This is a genomic window from Streptomyces sp. NPDC017890 (assembly GCF_044328675.1).
Classification (GTDB): Bacteria; Actinomycetota; Actinomycetes; order Streptomycetales; family Streptomycetaceae; genus Streptomyces.
On the sequence record NZ_JBIRHU010000003.1, the window covers coordinates 182,853 to 202,314 of the forward strand.

Here is a 19,462-nt window from a genome sequence, read left to right on the forward strand (position 1 = left end):
CTCCGGCGTCCCGCACCGCACGTTTTCGCACCCACCCGTACGGCCCACCCCGTTCCCGGAGGGATTTCGTGCACAGAAGCAGACTCAGAAGCACCAGGACCACGAGGCGTCCCAGGCTTCGCACCCCCCTCGCCCTGTTCACCGGCCTGATGCTGGCGGTGGGCACCCCGGCGACCGTCGCCGGCGCCTTCCCGGCAGAGGCCGAACCGGCGGCCGCAGAAGGACAGTTCCAGCAGGTGCCGCTCGCCAAGGGCGAGCCGGAGATGGGCGAGCCGATGTCGCTCGCCGTGCTCCCGGACCGCAGCGTCCTGCACACCGCGCGCGACGGCACGCTGCGCCTGACCGACCAGGGCGGCGTCACCAAGGTCGCCGGCAAGCTCGACGTCTACAGTCACGACGAGGAAGGCCTGCAGGGCGTCGGCATCGACCCGGACTTCGAGAACAACCGGGCGATCTACCTCTACTACGCCCCGCCGCTCGACACCCCCGCGGGCGACGCCCCGGAGAACGGCACCGCCGAGGACTTCAAGAAGTTCGACGGCGTCAACCGTCTCTCCCGGTTCGTCCTCAACCCCAACGGCACGCTGGACCTGGCCAGCGAGAAGAAGGTCCTGGACGTCGCGGCCTCCCGCGGCACCTGCTGCCACGTCGGCGGCGACATCGACTTCGACGCCGAGGGCAACCTCTACCTGTCCACCGGCGACGACACCAACCCCTTCGCCTCCGACGGCTACACGCCGATCGACGAGCGCCCCGACCGCAACCCGGCCTTCGACGCCCGACGCAGCTCCGGCAACACCAACGACCTGCGAGGCAAGATCCTCCGGATCAAGGTCGCCGAGGACGGCTCGTACACCGTCCCGGAGGGCAACCTCTTCGCTCCCGGCACCGAGAAGACCCGCCCCGAGATCTACGCGATGGGCTTCCGCAACCCCTTCCGGATCAACATCGACGAGAAGACCGGCACCATCTACGTCGGCGACTACGGTCCCGACGCCGGCGCCGCCGACCCGAACCGGGGACCGGCGGGCCAGGTCGAGTTCGCCAAGGTCACCAAGCCCGCCAACTTCGGCTGGCCCTTCTGCACCGGCGACAACGACGCCTACGTCGACTACGACTTCGCCACCAAGACCTCCGGCGAGAAGTTCGACTGCGCTGCCCCGAAGAACACCTCGCCGCACAACACGGGCCTCGTCGACCTGCCGCCCGCCCAGGCCGCCTGGATCCCGTACGACGGCGGTTCCGTGCCCGAACTCGGCAGCGGCTCCGAATCCCCCATGGGCGGCCCGGTCTACCGCTACGACCCGGACCTCGACTCCTCCGTGAAGTTCCCCGAGGAGTACGACGGCGACTTCTTCGCCGGCGAGTTCGGCCGCCGCTGGATCAAGCGGATCGAGCAGAACGCCGACGGCACCGTCGCGAAGATCAACGACTTCCCGTGGACCGGCACCCAGATCATGGACATGGAGTTCGGCCCCGACGGCGCGCTCTACGTCCTGGACTACGGCCTCTCGTGGTTCCAGGGTGACAAGGACTCCGCGCTGTACCGGATCGAGAACGCCGACGACGGCTTCTCCCCGATTGCCGAGGTGAGCGCGGACAAGACGTCGGGTGCGGCCGGCCTGAAGGTCAAGTTCACCGCCACCGCCAAGGACGCCGACTCCCCGGACCTCACCTACAGCTGGGACTTCGGCGACGGCACCAAGGGCGAGGGCCTCACCCCCACCCACAAGTACAAGAAGGTCGGCACCTACACCGCGACCTTCACCGCGAAGGACGCCGAGGGCAACACCGGCACCGCGAGCGCCCGGATCGTGGTCGGCAACACCGAGCCCACGGTGAAGATCGAGGTCCCGGGCAACGGCAGCCTTCTCCCCATGGGGGAGCCCATCCCCTTCAAGGTGAAGGTCACCGATCCCGAGGAGACCATCGACTGCTCCAAGGTCAAGGTCGCCTACAGCCTCGGCCACGACTCCCACGCCCACGAGCTGACCAGCGAGATGGGCTGTGAGGGCACCCTGAACCCGCCCCCGGGCGACGGCGGTCACGACCCCAACGCCAACATCTACGGCGTCGTCGGAGCCAGCTACACCGACGGCGGGGCGAACGGTCAGGAGGCGCTGACCGGCACCGCGCGCACCGTGATCCAGCCGCCGCACCGCCAGGCCGAGCACTTCGCCACGCAGCAGGGTGTCGCGGTCATCGACAAGACCGGCGCCAACGGCGGCAAGACCGTCGGCGACATCAACGACGGCGACTGGATCTCCTTCAGCCCGTACCGGTTCGACGGGCAGAAGAAGCTGATCGTCCGGGCCTCCTCCGGCGGCGCCGGCGGCTTCGTCGAACTGCGCACCGGCTCGCCCACCGGCAAGCTGCACGGCTCGGCGTACATCCCGCCGACCGGTGGCTGGGAGACGTTCCAGAACGTCGACGTGCCGCTGCGCTCGCTGCCGAAGCGCACCACCGAGATCTACCTGGTCTTCCGGGGCGGCGACGGCGCGCTGTTCGACGTGGACGACTTCGAGTTCTCCAAGGAGCCGTTCAAGGCCGGCAAGAAGGTCCTGGTCTTCTCCAAGACGGCCGGCTTCCGCCACGACTCCATCCCGGAGGGTGTCGCCGCGCTGAAGGAGCTGGGCGCCCCCGCCGGCATCTCCGTCACCGCGACCGAGGAGGCAGGACAGTTCACCACCGCCAACCTCGCCAAGTACGACGCGGTGGCCTTCCTGTCCACCACCGGTGACGTCCTGGGCGCCGACCAGCAGAAGGCGTTCGAGAACTACGTCAAGAACGGCGGTGGCTACATGGGCATCCACGCCGCCGCCGACACCGAGTACGACTGGGAGTTCTACGGCGGTCTCGTCGGCGCCCACTTCGACTCGCACCCGGCCATCCAGAAGGCCACCGTGCGCGTCCACGACCACGACCACCCGTCCACCGCGCACCTCGACGACACCTGGGAGCGCACCGACGAGTGGTACAACTACCGCACCAACCCGCGTGAGCAGGCCAAGGTCCTCGCCACCCTCGACGAGACCACCTACGACGGCGGGAACATGAAGGGCGACCACCCGATCGCCTGGTGCCAGAACTACGGCGGCGGCCGCTCCTTCTACACCGGTGGCGGCCACACCAAGGAGTCCTACGCCGACGAGGCCTTCCGCACCCACCTGCTCGGCGGCATGCAGTACGCCACCGGCCAGGTCAAGGCGGACTGCAAGCCGGACAAGGGCTACCGGAGCATCTTCAACGGCCAGACCCTGGACGGCTGGAAGCAGGCCGGCCCCGGCACCTTCGACGTCAAGGACGGCACCCTGCAGTCCAACGGCGGCATGGGCCTGCTCTGGTACCAGGCCAAGGAGCTGAAGTCGTACTCCCTCAAGCTCGACTGGAAGATGCAGGGTGACGACAACTCCGGGATCTTCGTCGGCTTCCCCGCCTCCGACGACCCCTGGTCCGCGGTGAACAAGGGCTACGAGATCCAGATCGACGCCACGGACGCGGCCGACCGCACCACGGGCTCCGTCTACTCGTTCAAGTCGGCGAACATCAAGGCCCGTGACCAGGTCCTGCGGCCGCCCGGCCAGTGGAACACCTACGAGCTCAAGGTCCAGGGCGAACGTCTCCAGGTGTTCCTCAACGGAGTCAAGATCAACGACTTCACCAACAAGGACCCCGAGCGGAGCCTGACCGACGGTCACATCGGCCTCCAGAACCACGGATCCGACGACCAGGTCTCCTTCCGCAACATCGAGTTGAAGGAACTGCCCTCCTAGGGCTACCGGAACGGCGGCGGGCGGGGGACGCCGGACCTCCGCCCGCCGTCCCGCCGGACCTCACGTCCGGCACCCCGCTCGTCCCCTTCCGGCGTTCACACCCGGTTCGCGTACGACAAGGAGGCTGCCCATGTCCGCCGAACCGTCCCTGCCCGTCCCCTCCTCGGCCCCGCGCCTCGGCGTCTGGTTCATCGGGGCACGCGGATCCGTTGCCACGACCGCGATCGCGGGCTGCGCCGCCGTCGCCGCCGGGCTCCACCCGCCGACCGGCATGGTCACCGAGACTCCTCCCTTCACCGCGTGCGGTCTGCCGGCGCTGTCGTCCTTCGTCTTCGGCGGCCACGACACCGTCGACTGCCCGCTGCCCAAACGTGCCGAACACCTCGCCGCCGGCGGAGTCCTGCCGCACGGCCTGCCGTCCGCCGTGCACGCGGAACTCTCCGCCGCCGACCGGGAGATAAGGCCAGGCGGCCCCCTGCCCACGGACAGGGACACGGACACGGGCCGCACGCAGGACGAATGGATCGACGTGTTCGCGGCAGACATCCGTGACTTCGTGCGACGCCAGGACCTCGCGGGCGCCGTCGTGGTGAACGTCGCCTCCACCGAACCCGCCCCCACCGACGGCACGCTGCCCCCCAGCTCCCTCTACGCGGCGGCCGCCCTGCGCGCCGGCTGCCCCTACGTCAACTTCACCCCCTCCACGGGCCTGCACCACCCGGCGCTGGCCCCGCTCGCCGAGTCCTCGGGGCTGCCCTACGCGGGCCGTGACGGCAAGACCGGGCAGACCCTGCTGCGCTCCGTGCTCGGCCCGATGTTCCTGCAGCGCGCCCTCGCCGTGCGCGCCTGGTCCGGCACCAACCTCCTGGGCGGCGGCGACGGTGCCGCCCTGGCCGACCCCGCGGCCGCCGCAGCCAAGAACGCCGGCAAGGAGCGCGTCCTCGCCGACACCCTGGGTGCCGCACCCCAGGGCGAGGTCCACATCGACGACGTGCCCGCCCTCGGCGACTGGAAGACTGCCTGGGACCACATCGCCTTCGACGGCTTCCTCGGCTCCCGCATGATCCTGCAGACCATCTGGCAGGGCTGCGACTCGGCGCTCGCCGCCCCTCTCGTCCTCGACCTGGTCCGTCTCGTCGCCCGCGCCCGGGAGAGGGGCCTGTCCGGCCCGCTGGGCGAGCTGGGCTTCTACTTCAAGGACCCGGTGGGCGACGGCCCGCCGGGGCTCGCGGAACAGTACGCCGAGCTGACGCGGTTCGCGGCGGGCCTGCGGAGCGAGGGCCCCGGGGCACCGGCGGACGCCGACACCCGCGGGGCCGGGGAGCAGCGGTGAGCCGCGTGGCGGAGACGGCACCTGTGGCCCGTCCGGCTGGGCCCCCGGCCGCGGCCCCCACGGCGGCGTCCACAGACGTCGAGGACCCGGACCGGGGCGGCCCGGGCGCGGACGGACGCCCTCCGGCTGCCCGCGTCGCCGCCTGGGCCGAACTCCTCCGTCTGCCCGCGCTGTTCACCGTCCCCGGCGACGTACTCGCCGGTGCCGCGGCCACCGGGGTCCGGGCCGGTCCCCGCACGCTGCTCGCCATCGGCACCTCCCTCTGTCTGTACGAGGCAGGTATGGCCCTCAACGACTGGGCGGACCGTGCGGAGGACGCCGCCGAACGCCCGCACCGCCCCATCCCGTCCGGCCGCGTCCACCCGGCCGCCGCCCTCACCGCGGCCTGCGGGCTGACCGCGACCGGCCTGGCCCTCGCCGCCCGCGCCGGGCGCCCCGCCGTGGCGGTGGCCGTCCCGTTGGCGGCGACGGTATGGGCGTACGACCTCACCCTGAAGCACACGCCCGCCGGACCCCTGGCCATGGCCGCCGCCCGAGGCCTCGACCTGCTGCTGGGTGCCGCGGCGACCGGCGGCGACGTCCGCGCGGCCGTGCCCTCCGCCGCGTTGCTCGGCACCCACACCCTCGCGGTCACGGCGGTCTCCCGCGAGGAGACCCGGGGCGGCTCCTCCCTGGCACCCCTGGCGGCCCTCGCCGCGACCGGCCTCCTGGCCCGGCTGGTGGCCCACCGCCCCACCCGACTCCCGGCAGACCGACGGGGAGCAGCCACCCCCGGCCTGCCGGGCCCGACCGCCCGCCGCAGGGATGTGTCCGGCCTGTCCGCCGCCCGGGCCACCGCGGCGCTCACCGCCGGCTACGCCGCCACAGCCGCCCGCCCCTACTTCCACGCCGCCCTCAACCCCTCACCCCAGCTCACCCAACGCGCCGTCGGCGGCGGTATCCGCGCCACGATCCCCCTCCAGGCCGCGCTGACCGCCCGCGCCGGCGGACCCGCCACCGCGTTGCTGATCGCGGCGCTCGCCCCGCTGGGCCGCAAGTTCGCGAGGAAGGTGAGCATCACGTGACCCCCGAGACATCCGCCTCGGTCCACAGCCTTCTCCGTTTCGGCTACGGCACCAACGGCCTCGCCGACCTCCGTCTCGACGACGCCCTCGCCCTCCTCGCCGACCTCGGCTACGACGGCGTCGGACTGACCCTCGACCACATGCACCTCGACCCGCTCGCTCCCGGCCTGGCCGCCCGCACCCGCAGGGTCGCGCACCGGCTGGACACGCTCGGCCTGGGCGTCACGGTGGAGACGGGTGCCCGCTATGTGCTCGACCCGCGCCGCAAACACGGCCCCTCCCTCCTCGACCCGGACCCGGACGACCGCGCCCGCCGCGCCGGCCTCCTCGTCAGCGCCGTCCGCGTCGCCGCCGACCTGGGCGCCCACGCCGTGCACTGCTTCAGCGGCATCATCCCGGCCGGCACGGACGAGGACACGGCGTGGAAGCGGCTGGCCGAGTCCCTCGCCCCGGTTCTGGACGCCGCCACCACGGCGGGCGTCCCCCTGGCCGTCGAACCCGAACCGGGCCACCTCCTCGCCACCCTCGCCGACTTCCACCGGCTGCGCCGCACCCTCGGCGACCCCGAGAACCTCGGCCTCACCCTGGACATCGGCCACTGCCAGTGCCTCGAACCGCTCCCTCCCGCCGACTGCGTGCGTGCCGCCGCTCCCTGGCTGCGCCACGTACAGGTCGAGGACATGCGCCGCGGCGTCCACGAACACCTCCCCTTCGGTGACGGCGAGATCGACTTCCCGCCCGTCCTCGAGGCCCTCGCCGCCACCGGCTACCAGGGCCTGACCGTCGTCGAACTGCCCCGCCACTCCCACGCGGGCCCCCACTTCGCCGAACGCTCCCTCCCGTTCCTCCGCCGGGCCGCGGCGGCGGCCCCCCGCACGAACCGCTCGGGCGAGCCCTCCGCCACCCACTGAAGGGAGCCACCCCCATGACGCAGCCGCACGCCGCCCACACCACCCCCGACGCGGACGGCACCCCCGCCGGGCAGGACGATCCCCAGGGCACCAACCCCGCCCACACCCCGCCCGCCGAACTGCGCGCCGCCCTCACCGCCGCACTCGGCCAAGCCGCCCGCGCCTGGCTGGACCAGGCCCTGGACGAGGCCGCCGCCCACCCCGACGCCCACGGCCCCATCTCCGTGTGGGAGCTGCGCCTCGCCGAGGCCGGCCGCCGCTGCGGTCCCGCCCACGCCGACGCCGCCCGCGTCCTCATCCTGCACGCGGCCGGCCCCGGCACCGAGGCCCTGACCCGGGTCTACTCCCAGGGCACCGCCGACGAACGCCGCGCCGTCCTGCACGCGCTGCCCCACCTGGTGCCCGGCCCCGATGCCCTCCCCCTCGTCGAGGACGCCCTGCGCACCAACGACACCCGTCTGGTCGCCGCCGCCCTCGGCCCGTACGCCGCCGGGCACCTGGACCCGCACCAATGGCGGCACGCCGTACTGAAGTGCCTGTTCACCGGTGTCCCCGTCGACTGCGTGGCGGACCTCGGCCGGCGGGCCCGCGACGACGGGGAACTCGCCCGCATGCTCGCCGACTACGCCGCCGAACGCACCGCCGCCGGCCGCCCGGTCCCCGAAGACCTGCACCGCGTCCTGGCCCTGACCCAGGCCCACCGCCCCTCGCGCGGCACGGCCGACCCCCACGGCAAGGAGTCCTGATGCGCATCTTCGACCCCCACATCCACATGACCTCCCGGACCACCGACGACTACGAGGCGATGCACGCCGCCGGTGTCCGCGCCGTCGTCGAGCCCTCCTTCTGGCTCGGCCAGCCCCGTACCTCTCCCGCCTCCTTCCGTGACTACTTCGACGCCCTGCTCGGCTGGGAGCCCTTCCGCGCCGCCCAGTACGGCATCGCCCACCACTGCACGATCGCGCTCAACCCCAAGGAGGCGAACGACCCCCGGTGCCTCCCGGTCCTGGACGAACTGCCCCGCTATCTCGTCAAGGACCGGGTCGTGGCGGTGGGTGAGATCGGGTACGACTCGATGACGCCCGCCGAGGACACCGCCCTGGCCACCCAGCTCCAGCTCGCCGCCGACCACGGCCTGCCGGCCCTCGTGCACACCCCGCACCGAGACAAGCTCGCCGGGCTGCGCCGCACCCTGGACGTGGTCCGGGAGTCCGCGCTGCCCACGGACCGGGTGCTGGTCGACCATCTCAACGAGACCACCGTCGAGGAGGCCAAGGACAGTGGCGCCTGGCTCGGCTTCTCCGTCTATCCGGACACCAAGATGGACGAGGCCCGCATGGTCGCCCTGCTGCGCGAGTACGGCCCGGAACGGGTCCTGGTGAACTCCGCCGCCGACTGGGGCAAGAGCGACCCGCTCAAGACCCGCCGGGTCGGCGACCGGATGCTCGCCGAGGGCTTCACCGAGGACGACGTGGACCGGGTGCTGTGGCGCAACCCCGTCGCCTTCTACGGACTCAGCGGGCGCCTGCTCCTCGACGCTACCTCGTCCGACTCCACGCACGAGGGCAACTCCATCCTGCGCGGCGGGGAGTGAGCCATGCGCTTCCGGCACCCCGACGGCTCCACCGTCCACCTCGCCTACTGCACCAACGTCCACCCCGCCGAGACGCTCGACGGCGTCCTCGCCCAGCTCCGCGACCACTGCGAGCCGGTCCGGCGCCGGCTCGGCCGCGACCGCCTGGGCATCGGGCTGTGGCTCGCCCGGGACGCCGCACACGCCCTGGGTACCGATCCCTCCGCGCTGCGCGGCCTGCGCACCGAACTCGACCGGCGCGGCCTGGAGGTCGTCACCCTCAACGGTTTCCCTTATGAGGGATTCGGTGCAGAAAAGGTCAAGTACCGCGTCTACAAGCCGGACTGGGCGGACCCCGAACGCCTCGAACACACCACCTCCCTGGCCCGGCTCCTGGCCGGCCTCCTGCCCGACGACGTCATCGAGGGCACCATCTCCACCCTGCCGTTGGCCTGGCGCACCGCCTACGACGAGACCCGCGCCGACAAGGCCCGCACCGCGCTGGTCGTCCTCGGTGAACGCCTCGACGCCCTTCAGGAGCTGACCGGCCGCTCCATCCGTATCGGCCTGGAACCCGAGCCCGGCTGCGTCGTGGAGACGACCCACGACGCCATCGCCCCGCTGACCGCGATCGCCCACGACCGCATCGGCATCTGTGTCGACACCTGTCACCTCGCCACCTCCTTCGAAGACCCGCACACCGCCCTGGCCGCCCTCACCGCGGCCGGTGTGCCCGTCGTCAAGTCCCAGCTGTCGGCCGCCCTGCACGCCGAACACCCCCACCTACCCGAGGTCCGTGAGGCCCTCGCCTCCTTCGCCGAGCCCCGCTTCCTGCACCAGACCCGCACCACCGGCACCGCCGACGCCTCCGGCACCGTCACCCTGCACGGCACCGACGACCTCGACGAGGCCCTGGCGGAGGGCGGCTCCCTGCCCGGCACCACGCCCTGGCGCGCACACTTCCACGTCCCGCTGCACGCGGCCCCCGCCGCGCCCCTCACCTCCACGCTTCCCGTGCTCAAGGCCGCGCTGACCCGGCTGGTCGGCGGCCCGCACCCCCTCACCCGCCACCTGGAGGTCGAGACCTACACCTGGCAGGCCCTTCCGCCCGAGTTGCGGCCCCGCGCCCGAGCCCAGCTCACCGACGGCATCGCCGCCGAGCTGACCCTCGCCCGCGACCTGTTGACGGACCTCGGCCTGAAAGAACTGCCATGACCCGACCGATCCCCTCCGACGCGCCGGTCCCGTCCGACGGTCGTGTCCCCTCCGGCGGTCCGCTCCCCTCCGGTGGCCCGACTCCCCTCCTCGTGCTGGATGTCGTAGGCCTCACCCCTCGTCTTCTCGACCACATGCCCCACCTCAAGAAGCTCGGCCAGTCCGGCTCCCGTGTGCCTCTCGGCACCGTCCTGCCCGCCGTCACCTGCGCCGCCCAGTCCACCTTCCTCACCGGCACCCACCCGTCCGAGCACGGCATCGTCGGCAACGGCTGGTACTTCCGCGAGCTCGGCGACGTCCTGCTGTGGCGCCAGCACAACGGGCTCGTCGCCGGCGACAAGGTCTGGGACGCCGCCCGTCGCGTCCACCCCGGCTACACCGTCGCCAACATCTGCTGGTGGTACGCCATGGGCGCCGACACCGACATCACCGTCACCCCCCGTCCCGTCTACTACGCCGACGGCCGCAAGGAACCCGACTGCTACACCAGGCCCCCGGCCCTGCACGACGAACTGACCGAGAAACTCGGCACCTTCCCGCTCTTCCACTTCTGGGGACCCGGTGCGGACCTGGTCTCCAGCCAGTGGATCATCGACGCCACCCGGCACATCATGGGCACCCGCCACCCGGACCTGACGCTCTGCTACCTCCCTCACCTCGACTACGACCTGCAGCGCTTCGGCCCCGACGACCCCCGCTCCCTGAAGGCGGCGGCCGACCTGGACGCGGCGCTGGCACCGCTCCTGGAGGACGCCCGCGTCGAGGGCCGCACCGTCGTCGCGCTGTCCGAGTACGGCATCACCCCCGTGACACGGCCCGTCGACGTCAACCGTGCCCTGCGCCGCGCCGGACTGCTGGAGGTGCACACCCAGGACGGCATGGAGTACCTCGACCCAATGGCTTCCCGTGCCTTCGCGGTCGCCGACCATCAGATCGCCCATGTCTACGTCCGCCGCCCCGAGGACCTCGACGCCACCCGTGCCGCCCTCGACGGACTGCCCGGCATCGAGCGACTCCTCGACGACGAGGGCAAGAAGGCTCACCACCTCGACCATCCGCGCGCCGGCGAACTCGTCGCCGTGGCGGAGCCGGACGCCTGGTTCACGTACTACTACTGGCTCGACGACGACCGCGCGCCCGACTTCGCGCAGCTCGTCGAAATCCACCGCAAACCCGGCTACGACCCGGTCGAGCTGTTCATGGACCCCCTCGATCCGTACGTCAAGGTCAGGGCGGCCACCGCCCTGGCCCGCAAGAAACTCGGCATGCGCTACCGCATGGCGGTCGTGCCCCTGGACCCCTCACCTATTCGGGGCAGCCACGGCCGCCTCCCCGCGAGCGACGACGACGGTCCGCTCCTCATCTGCTCCACCCCCCGCGCTGTCGGAGACCGTGTCGCGGCCACCGATGTGAAACAACTCCTGCTCCGGCTCGCCGGACTCGGCTGACGCACCACCAGGCGCGGCCTGCCGAGATCCAGCTACCGAGAGTGAAACACACGGCACTGACAACGGCCCGTCCCAGCCGCATCGGGGCAGGCCACGACCCAGAAGGCAGGCACCCGTGAGCTTGTTCTCCGACCCCTCCCGCACCGGCTCCACCACGGACCCGGCCGCCGCCGGCGGCCCGGGCGAGACGCTGCGCCGCACCCTCGGCGTGGACCGGCGCCGCTTCCTCAGCACATGCACCGCCGTGGCGGCCGGAGCCGTCGCGGCCCCCGTCTTCGGCGCCGCCCCCGCCCTCGCCCACGACCGGGGCAGAGACCACGAGGACCACGGGCACGGGCACGGTCACGGCCGGCACGTCCTCGTCCCGGCGGACAAGCGCGGCATCATCCTCTACACCGTCCGTGACGCCACCGGCCGCGACCCCCTCGCCACCGACCTGCCCTCCGGCTTCCGCGAGGTGTTCAAGCAACTGGCCCGTCACGGCTACCGCCAGGTCGAGTTCGCGGGCTACCGCCAGCACGCCAACGCGCCCGGCGGCGCCGACCTGGGAACCGTCGAGGGCGCCCGGCTGCTGCGCCGCTGGCTCGACGAGTACGGTCTGCGTGCCCAGGGAAACCACGGCTTCATCCCGTCCTCCTGGCCGCTGACCACGGCGGACAAGGACACCTTCAAGCAGCAACTGGAGATCGCCAACATCCTCGGCCTGGACCACATGGGCACCGGTGGCGACCCCACCGGCAGCTCGTACCGCGCCGACTGGGACGTGGCCGCCGACAAGTGGAACGCCCTCGGCGCGATAGCCCGCCGGGAGGGCATCAAGCTCTACACCCACAACCACGACAGCGCCTACGGCTTCCTGCTCGACGGCGGCCCGCTGGACGACCAGGGCCGGCCGACCCGCAGTTCGGGCGTCCGGAAGCTCGAGTACTTCCTGAAGGTCACCGACCCGAGGGCCGTCTGGCTGGAGATGGACATCTTCTGGGCTCACGTCGCCCAGTACAAGTTCCACACCTACACCGCCCACGACGGCTCCACCCGGGAGAACGTCTTCGACCCGGCCGGCCTGGTCGCCCGCAACAACAAGCGCTACCCGCTGTTCCACGCCAAGGACGGCGTCGTCAGCACGACCAACGGCATGGGCTACGACATGGTGCCCTTCGGGACCGGCGTCATCGACTACACGACGTTCTTCTCGCGTGTCGGACAGCGCGACTACCACAACCCGATGATCGAGGACGACAACTCCCCGAGCGCCACCGACCCCGCGCAGTCGCTTCGGGAGGCCAAGATCAGCTACGACAACCTGGCGGCCCTGCGCAAGCGGCGCCGCTGACCCGGCACACGGACCGGGCGGCCCTCGCGGAGTGCTGAGGCAAGGGCCGCCCGGTCCGTGCGAGGGAGCCTCGTCAGGTCATCCCTCACCAAGGGGCCGGGGGTTGGGTGTGATGCTCTTGTTCTTCGCGCGTCCCGGCGGATGCAGGAACAGCGCCATGAACCCGGCGAAGATCGAGATGCAGCCCGCCAGGGTGAAGGCGCCGTTGTACCCCCAGGCGCCGACGACCACGGATCCCATGCCCGCGCCCAGACCGGAGACGAGCTTGGAGCTGTAGACCATTCCGTAGTTCGTGGCGTTGTTGTTCTCGCCGAAGTAGTCCGCCGTCAGCGCCGCGAACATCGGGAAGATCGCACCGCCGCCGAAACCGGAGATCGCGGAGAAGACCAGGAACAGTGGCAGGTTCTTGATCTCGGCCGACCAGATGATGCCGAACTGGGCGAGGCCCAGGATCGCGCACACGTAGAGCAGGCACTGCTTGCGGCCGTAGAGGTCGGAGAGCCAGCCGATGACGCCGCGCCCGGTGCCGTTGACGATCGCCTTCAGCGACATCGCGGTGGCCACGATGCCGGCCGCGAAGCCCGCGTCCTCACCGATGTCGACCTGGAAGGCGATACCGAAGATGTTCACGCCGGAGGTGCAGGCGAGACAGAACCACATCAGCGCCACCCGGCCTGTCCTCCAGGCCTCCAGCGGGGAGTACTGCTTGGTGGCCGGGGGGTTCTTCTCCAACGACCGCCGGGCTCGCGGGTCGTCCGGCGGGTTGAGCGGGTCGATCGAGGCCGGCCACCAGTTCTTCGGCGGATCCCGGAAGTAGAAGCCGGCGAAAGCCACGATGGCCGCGAGGAACACACCGGCCGAGACCAGTACCCAGCGGAAGTTGGAGGTGTCCATGAAGCCGTGGAAGATGAAGACGAACGGCACCGACCCGTAGGCGAAACCGCCGTTGACGAAGCCGGTCTTGCCGCCCCTGCGCTCCGGGTACCACTTGCCGACCATGTTGACGCAGGTCGCGTACACCATGCCCGCACCCATACCGCTGAACACGCCGAACCCGATGAAGGCGAGCGAGACGTGCGGCGCGAACGCCAGTGACAGGTAGCCGAGCAGCGTGCCGGCCGAACCCAGCATCATCGCCCAGCGCGCCGGCAGTCTGCCGTTCTCACGCAGCCGCCCGGCCGGGAAGGCGACCGCGGCCTGGCAGAAGATCCAGGCGGTCATCATCCAGTAGATGTTGCCGCTGGACCAGTGATGGGCTTCATGGAGCGTGTCCTCGGCGGACGCGAACGCGTACTCAGCGGAGGAGATGCCCATCATGCCGACCCAGGGCAGTATCACCATCCACTTGCGCTTGCGCCCCATGATGTCGATGTCGGACTCGCCCACGCGGTAGACGCGTCCGTTCCTGTCGGTCACCTCCCGGTAGACGGCTGCCCGGGGGATCTCGGTGGTTGTCATGTCGTTCGCACCCCTTGCGTCGAAAGTTCTGGCCAGCGCCCCCTGTCCAATGCCTTCCGTGCGCGCGCGGGTCCCCGGGGCCGGCCGACGCGCACCCGCCGGCCGGCCCCTCGCCGCTCACCTCATGAGCCGCCTCCCGACAAGCCCGCCCGTCCCCCGCCACCACCCTTGACGGAGGAGCCTTCGGCCCCGAGCCTTCCCGAGGCCCGCGCCCACCGGTACTTGGCGCCCAGCACGGCCACCGGCTTCTCGGTCGTGTACGGGTACGCCACGACCCCGCGCTCGAAGAGGTACTGGCTCGCCTCCTCCACCTCCACGTCGCCCGCGAGGGAGGCCACCACGGGCTTCTCGATCCCGCGTTCGCGGAACTCGGCCACCACGCGTGCGGTGAGCTCGGCGAACACCATGGGAGGCGTGACGATGGTGTGCCAGTAGCCGAGGACCAGCGCGTGGATGCGCGGATCCTCCATCCCGAGCCGGATCGTCGCCTCGTACGTCGACGGCGGCTCGCCCCCGGTGATGTCCACCGGGTTGCCCGCCGCCCCGAACGGCGGAATGAACGCGCGGAACGCCGTGTCCAGGTCCGGCGGTATCTCCATCAGCGACAGCCCGTTGTCCGTCACCGCGTCGGAGAGCAGCACTCCGCTCCCGCCGGCCCCGGTGATGATCACCACGTTGTCGCCGGTGGGTACGGGAAGCACCGGCAACGCGCGCGCGTACTCCAGCATCTCGCCCAGGCCGGGTGCCCTGATGACCCCGGCCTGCCGCAGGATGTCGTCGTACACGGCGTCGTCCCCCGCGAGAGCCCCGGTGTGCGAGCCGGCGGCCTTCGCGCCCGCCGCCGTACGCCCCGCCTTGAGCACCACGACCGGCTTCCTCGGCACGGTCGCCCGCGCGGCCTCGACGAACGCGCGTCCGTCCTTGAGGTCCTCCAGGTGCATCGCGATGCACTGGGTGTGCGGGTCCTCGCCGAACCAGGTGAGCAGGTCGTCCTCGTCCAGGTCCGACTTGTTGCCCAGGCCGACGATCGCCGACACCCCGGTCTTCGTCGTCCGCGCGAAGCCAAGGATGGCCATCCCGATGCCGCCCGACTGCGAGGTCAGCGCGACCCCGCCCTTCACGTCGTACGGCGTGCAGAACGTGGCGCACAGGTCCTGCCACGTCGAGTAGTAGCCGTAGATGTTCGGGCCCAGAAGCCGGACGCCGTACCGTTCGGCGACCGCCACGACCTCGTCCTGGAGCGCCTGCTCACCGGTCTCCGCGAACCCGGACGGAATCAGCACGGCGTTGGGGATCCTCTTGCGACCCACCTCCTCCAGGGCCGCGGCCACGAACCTCGCGGGGATCGCGAAGACCGCCACGTCCACCTCACCGGGAACGTCGGTGACACTCTTGTACGCCTTGCGGCCCAGGATGTCGTCGGCTTTGGGGTTCACCGGATGGATCTCGCCCGCGAAGCCGCCGTCGACGAGGTTGCGCATCACCGAGTTGCCGATCTTCCCCGGCTCACCGGACGCGCCGATCACGGCGACCGACGTGGGCTGCATCAGGCGGCGCATCGAGATGAGGATCTCCTCGCGCGTGTACCGGCGGCGCTCCTTGGGCGTCCCCGTAGCGAGGATCACCCGGATGTCGGCGGCGACCGCGCCCTCGGGGGAGGCGATCACCGGGTTGAGGTCCACCTCGGCGATCTCCGGGAAGTCCGCGACGAGTTCGGAGACCCGGCGGATCTGCTCGGCCACCGCCCACCGGTCCACGCCGGCCTGCCCGCGCACCCCGCGCAGCACCTCCGCCGCCCGGATCGAGTCCAGCATGGACAGCGCTTCGTCGGCGGCCACGGGCGCGAGCCGGAACGTCACGTCCTTCAGCACCTCGACGAGCACCCCGCCGAGCCCGAACGCCACCACCTTCCCGAACGTCGGGTCCGTCACCGCGCCGACGATGACCTCCTGGCCCTTCGGCAGCAGTTCCTGGATCTGCACGCCCTCGATGCGCGCCGACGCTTCGTAAGCGCGCGCGTTGTCGACGATCCGGCAGAACGCCGCCCGTACGTCCGCCGCGCCCTCCACCCCGACGACCACACCGCCGGCGTCGGTCTTGTGCAGGATGTCCGGCGAGACGATCTTCATCACGACCGGCCCGCCGAACCGCGCCGCGCACGCCACCGCCTCGTCGACGTCCCGCGCCAGCTCCTCACCCGGTACGGCGATCCCGTAGGCGTCGGCGAGCACCTTGCCCTCGGGGGCGGTCAGCGCGGTGCGGCCCGCGGACCGTACGGAGTCCAGGAGCCGGCGCACGCGCGCCACCCGGTCCTCGGCCATCACGTCAGATCACCCCGTTCGACTTGAGCAGGCGGAGCTCCTCGTCGCCGAGGCCCAGCTCACCGACGTAGACCTCCTCGTTGTGCTCGCCGAGCAGTGGCGAAGCGGTCACCTTCACCGGGGAGTCGGAGAGCTTGAGCGGACTGCCGACGGTCACGAACTCGCCCCGCTCGGGGTGGGGGACGGTGACGATCATCTCGTTGGCGACCAGGGACGGGTCCTCGATGATCTCCTTGGTGGACAGGATCGGTCCGCACGGGATGTTGTGGGCGTTGAGCCGCTCCAGTACCTCCCACTTGGGCAGGGTGGACGACCACTCCTCGATCAGCTGGAACATCTTGTTCAGCTTCGGCAGCCGGGCCCGGGGCGTCGCCCACTCGGGGTCATCGGCGAGCTCCGGCCGGCCGATGAGTTCGCTCAGCGGCTGCCAGCCGACCGGCTGGACGATGACGTACACGTAGTCGTTCGGGCCGCCCGGCGCGCACTTGACCGCCCAGCCCGGCTGCCCGCCACCGGACGCGTTCCCGGACCTGGGAACCTCGTCGCCGAAGTCCTCGTTGGGATATTCGGCGAGTGGACCATGGGTCAGGCGCTGCTGGTCGCGCAGCTTCACCCGGCAGAGGTTGAGCACCGCGTGCTGCATGGCCACGTTCACCCGCTGACCGCGTCCGGTGCGCTCCCGCTGGTACAGGGCGGCGAGGATGCCCGCCACGACGTGGACGCCCGTGCCCGAGTCCCCGATCTGGGCCCCCGTCGCCAGCGGCGGCCCGTCCTCGAAACCGGTGGTGGACATCGATCCGCCCATGGCCTGCGCGACGACCTCGTACGCCTTGAAGTCGGTGTACGGGCCCTCGCCGAACCCCTTGACGGAGGCATAGACGATCCGTGGATTGATCTCCTTGATGCGGTCCCAGGTGAACCCCATCCGGTCGACCGCGCCCGGCCCGAAGTTCTCGACCATGACATCGGAGCGTCGGATCAGCTCGGTGAGGATGTCCTTGCCGCGCTCGGTCTTGGTGTTGAGGGTGATGCTCCGCTTGTTGCAGTTGAGCATCGTGAAGTAGAGGGAGTCGACGTCCGGCAGATCGCGCAACTGCCCCCGCGTGATGTCACCGCTCGGCGCCTCCAGCTTGACGACGTCCGCGCCGAGCCAGGCGAGCAGCTGGGTCGCCGAGGGTCCGGACTGGACGTGCGTCATGTCCAGGACGCGGATGCCGTCAAGGGCCTTCGCTGTCATGAGTGTTCACCTCACTTGTACATCGTCTGGTTCATGGTTCCGGGGGCGTACGCGTCCGGGTCGACCCAGACGTTGACGAGGGACGGCTTGCCGGACTCCCGGGCCCGGCGCAGGGCGGGGCCGATGTCGGCGGGGTCGCGGACCTCCTCGCCGTGTCCGCCGAGCATGCGCGCGAACTGGTCGTAGGGGACGTCACCGAGGGTGTTGCCGACCCGCTCGCGCTCCTTGCCGTACTTCGCGGCCTGGCCGTAGCGGATCTGGTTCATGGAGGAGTTGTTGCCGATGACGCCGACGAAGGGGAGGTCGTAGCGGACGAGGGTCTCGAAGTCCCAGCCGGTGAGCGAGAAGGCGCCGTCGCCGAAGAGGGCGACGACCTCCTTGTCGGGCCGCGCCTGCTTGGCCGCGAGCACGAAGGGGACACCGACGCCGAGCGTGCCCAGCGGGCCCGGGTCCATCCAGTGGCCCGGCGACTTGGGCTGCACGACCTGCCCGGAGAAGGTGACGATGTCGCCGCCGTCGCCGATGTAGACCGAGTCCTCGGTGAGGAAGTCGTTGATCTCGCTGACCAACCGGTACGGGTGGATGGGGGAGGCGTCCGACCTGAGCTGCGGCAGCCGCTTGTCCAGGGCTGTCCGCTCGGCCGCGCGCAACTCGTCGAGCCACTCCTTGCGCCGGGACGCGCCCCCGTTGACCCGGCCTGACGCCGCCTCGGTCACCGACTTCAGGACGAGTCCCGCGTCGCCGACGATCCCGAGGCCGATGTCGCGGTTCTTGCCGACGGTGCGGTAGTCGAGGTCGATCTGCACGACGGTCGCGTTCGGGGAGAGCCGCTTGCCGTAGCCCATGCGGAAGTCGAAGGGGGTGCCGACGATCACGATGACGTCGGCGTTGGAGAAGGCGTAGCGGCGCGACAGCTGGAAGTGGTGCGGGTCGCCGGGCGGCAGGGTGCCGCGTCCGGCGCCGTTCATGTACGCCGGGATGTTCAGCGTGCGGACCAGTTCGACAGCCGATTCGGTCGCGCGGGTCGTCCACACCTGGCTGCCGAGCAGGATGGCCGGCTTCTCCGCGTGGACCAGCAGGTCGGCGAGGGCCTCGACGGCCTCCGGGTCGCCGGCCGAGCGGGTCGAGGCGCGGTAGGCCCCGGCCTTGGGGACGCGCGCCTTCTCCGAGGGCACCTTGGCGTCGAGTACGTCGCGCGGTATCTCCAGGAAGGAGGGTCCGGGCGCACCGTGGTAGCACTCGCGGAACGCCATCGACACCATGTCGGCGGCGCGGGCCGTGTCCGGCACGGTCGCCGCGAACTTGGTGATCGGGGTCATCATGTCGACGTGCGGCAGGTCCTGGAGGGACCCCATCTTGTGCTGGGTGTGCGCCCCCTGGCCGCCGATCAGCAGCATCGGGGACTCGGCGCGGAAGGCGTTGGCGACACCGGTGACGGCGTCGGTCGTTCCCGGCCCCGCGGTGACCACCGCGCAGCCGGGTTTGCCGGTGACGCGGGCGTAGCCGTCGGCGGCGTGCGCGGCGACCTGCTCGTGGCGTACGTCGACGACCTCGATGCCCTCGTCGACGCAACCGTCGTAGATGTCGATGATGTGGCCGCCGCACAGCGTGTAGATGCGGTCGACCCCCTCGGCCTTGAGTGCCTTGGCGACGAGGTGACCGCCGGATATGACGTCCTGGGTGTCGTCGGGCATGGCGAAGTCCTGTCCCTTCACGCGGGGTTGGGGCGCTCTCGCGGTACATTGCATACAGTCGACGAATACTGTATGAAGCTTGTTATCCCGCATCCGGTGGGT

General features: G+C 71.1%; 13 protein-coding genes. 9 read left to right on the plus strand and 4 right to left on the minus strand.

The window, feature by feature from the left end; translation table 11 throughout:
* Positions 1-68: 68 nt before the first annotated feature.
* From ACH4F2_RS05740 to ACH4F2_RS05780, 9 genes are all read left to right on the plus strand, one after another.
* On the plus strand, positions 69-3,773 hold the full coding sequence (locus ACH4F2_RS05740; protein WP_398131419.1) for a ThuA domain-containing protein: 3,705 nt from the start codon (positions 69-71) through the stop codon (positions 3,771-3,773).
* A 130-nt stretch (positions 3,774-3,903) separates the two neighbouring features.
* Positions 3,904-5,106: an inositol-3-phosphate synthase gene (locus tag ACH4F2_RS05745; protein WP_398131420.1), complete on the plus strand. Its 1,203-nt coding sequence runs from the start codon at positions 3,904-3,906 to the stop codon at positions 5,104-5,106.
* A gap of 5 nt (positions 5,107-5,111) precedes the next feature.
* The gene (locus tag ACH4F2_RS05750) at positions 5,112-6,170 is read left to right on the plus strand and encodes an SCO3242 family prenyltransferase (RefSeq protein ID WP_398131585.1); all 1,059 of its coding nucleotides are present in this window, start codon (positions 5,112-5,114) and stop codon (positions 6,168-6,170) included.
* Positions 6,167-7,081 (plus strand): sugar phosphate isomerase/epimerase family protein, encoded by a 915-nt coding sequence (locus ACH4F2_RS05755; RefSeq protein WP_398131421.1) that lies wholly within the window; start codon positions 6,167-6,169, stop codon positions 7,079-7,081. The genes ACH4F2_RS05750 and ACH4F2_RS05755 overlap by 4 nt, the downstream gene beginning before the upstream one ends.
* 14 nt (positions 7,082-7,095) lie before the next feature.
* On the plus strand, positions 7,096-7,827 hold the full coding sequence (locus ACH4F2_RS05760) for an EboA domain-containing protein (protein WP_398131422.1): 732 nt from the start codon (positions 7,096-7,098) through the stop codon (positions 7,825-7,827).
* Positions 7,827-8,675 (plus strand): TatD family hydrolase, encoded by an 849-nt coding sequence (locus ACH4F2_RS05765; protein ID WP_398131423.1) that lies wholly within the window; start codon positions 7,827-7,829, stop codon positions 8,673-8,675. The genes ACH4F2_RS05760 and ACH4F2_RS05765 overlap by 1 nt, the downstream gene beginning before the upstream one ends.
* Positions 8,676-8,678: 3 nt before the next feature.
* Positions 8,679-9,869: a metabolite traffic protein EboE gene (gene eboE / locus ACH4F2_RS05770; RefSeq protein ID WP_398131424.1), complete on the plus strand. Its 1,191-nt coding sequence runs from the start codon at positions 8,679-8,681 to the stop codon at positions 9,867-9,869.
* Complete coding sequence (locus ACH4F2_RS05775; RefSeq protein WP_398131425.1) at positions 9,866-11,317, plus strand: nucleotide pyrophosphatase/phosphodiesterase family protein; 1,452 nt, start codon at positions 9,866-9,868, stop codon at positions 11,315-11,317. The genes eboE and ACH4F2_RS05775 overlap by 4 nt, the downstream gene beginning before the upstream one ends.
* A 115-nt stretch (positions 11,318-11,432) precedes the next feature.
* A complete protein-coding gene (locus ACH4F2_RS05780; protein WP_398131426.1) occupies positions 11,433-12,650 on the plus strand; it encodes a sugar phosphate isomerase/epimerase family protein in 1,218 nt (405 codons plus the stop codon).
* Positions 12,651-12,728: 78 nt separating this feature from the next.
* Here ACH4F2_RS05780 and ACH4F2_RS05785 read toward each other — a convergent pair whose 3' ends face one another.
* From ACH4F2_RS05785 to ACH4F2_RS05800, 4 genes are all read right to left on the minus strand, one after another.
* The gene (locus tag ACH4F2_RS05785; RefSeq protein ID WP_398131427.1) at positions 12,729-14,108 is read right to left on the minus strand and encodes an OFA family MFS transporter; all 1,380 of its coding nucleotides are present in this window, start codon (positions 14,106-14,108) and stop codon (positions 12,729-12,731) included.
* Positions 14,109-14,230: 122 nt separating this feature from the next.
* Positions 14,231-16,429 (minus strand): acetate--CoA ligase family protein, encoded by a 2,199-nt coding sequence (locus tag ACH4F2_RS05790; protein WP_398131428.1) that lies wholly within the window; start codon positions 16,427-16,429, stop codon positions 14,231-14,233.
* A gap of 4 nt (positions 16,430-16,433) precedes the next feature.
* Positions 16,434-17,666: a formyl-CoA transferase gene (gene frc / locus ACH4F2_RS05795; protein ID WP_398131429.1), complete on the minus strand. Its 1,233-nt coding sequence runs from the start codon at positions 17,664-17,666 to the stop codon at positions 16,434-16,436.
* An 11-nt stretch (positions 17,667-17,677) separates the two neighbouring features.
* Positions 17,678-19,360: a thiamine pyrophosphate-binding protein gene (locus tag ACH4F2_RS05800; RefSeq protein ID WP_398131430.1), complete on the minus strand. Its 1,683-nt coding sequence runs from the start codon at positions 19,358-19,360 to the stop codon at positions 17,678-17,680.
* Between the last annotated feature and the right edge of the window lie 102 nt (positions 19,361-19,462).